1 pseudogene is annotated in these 239 nt (G+C 26.8%); it reads right to left on the reverse strand.

Annotated features, from left to right (window positions below):
* A pseudogene (locus tag CN514_RS25050) lies at positions 1-199 on the reverse strand (VanZ family protein); the annotation flags it as partial.
* Between the last annotated feature and the right edge of the window lie 40 nt (positions 200-239).

The raw sequence follows: 239 nt of genomic DNA on the forward strand, positions 1-239 counted from the left end.
TTAAGATTATTTCAATAAAATCTATTTGATTATTAACACTAACTGAACCAGCAATAGGGATTAAGTTGATTTCCCTAAAATCGGGCAAGCTTTGAATTGAAAATTGCATTTTAAAGACTATAATCCATGTTAATGCAAATAAATAAACGGCAAACAAGCCAGCAGTTATTTTATTTTGATTATTTTTTGATTTCCCCATATAAATCCTCAATTTCTAATTCTTTTTCGAACTTATAATC

It is taken from the genome of Bacillus sp. AFS001701, assembly GCF_002559405.1.
Lineage (GTDB): Bacteria > Bacillota > Bacilli > Bacillales > Bacillaceae_G > Gottfriedia.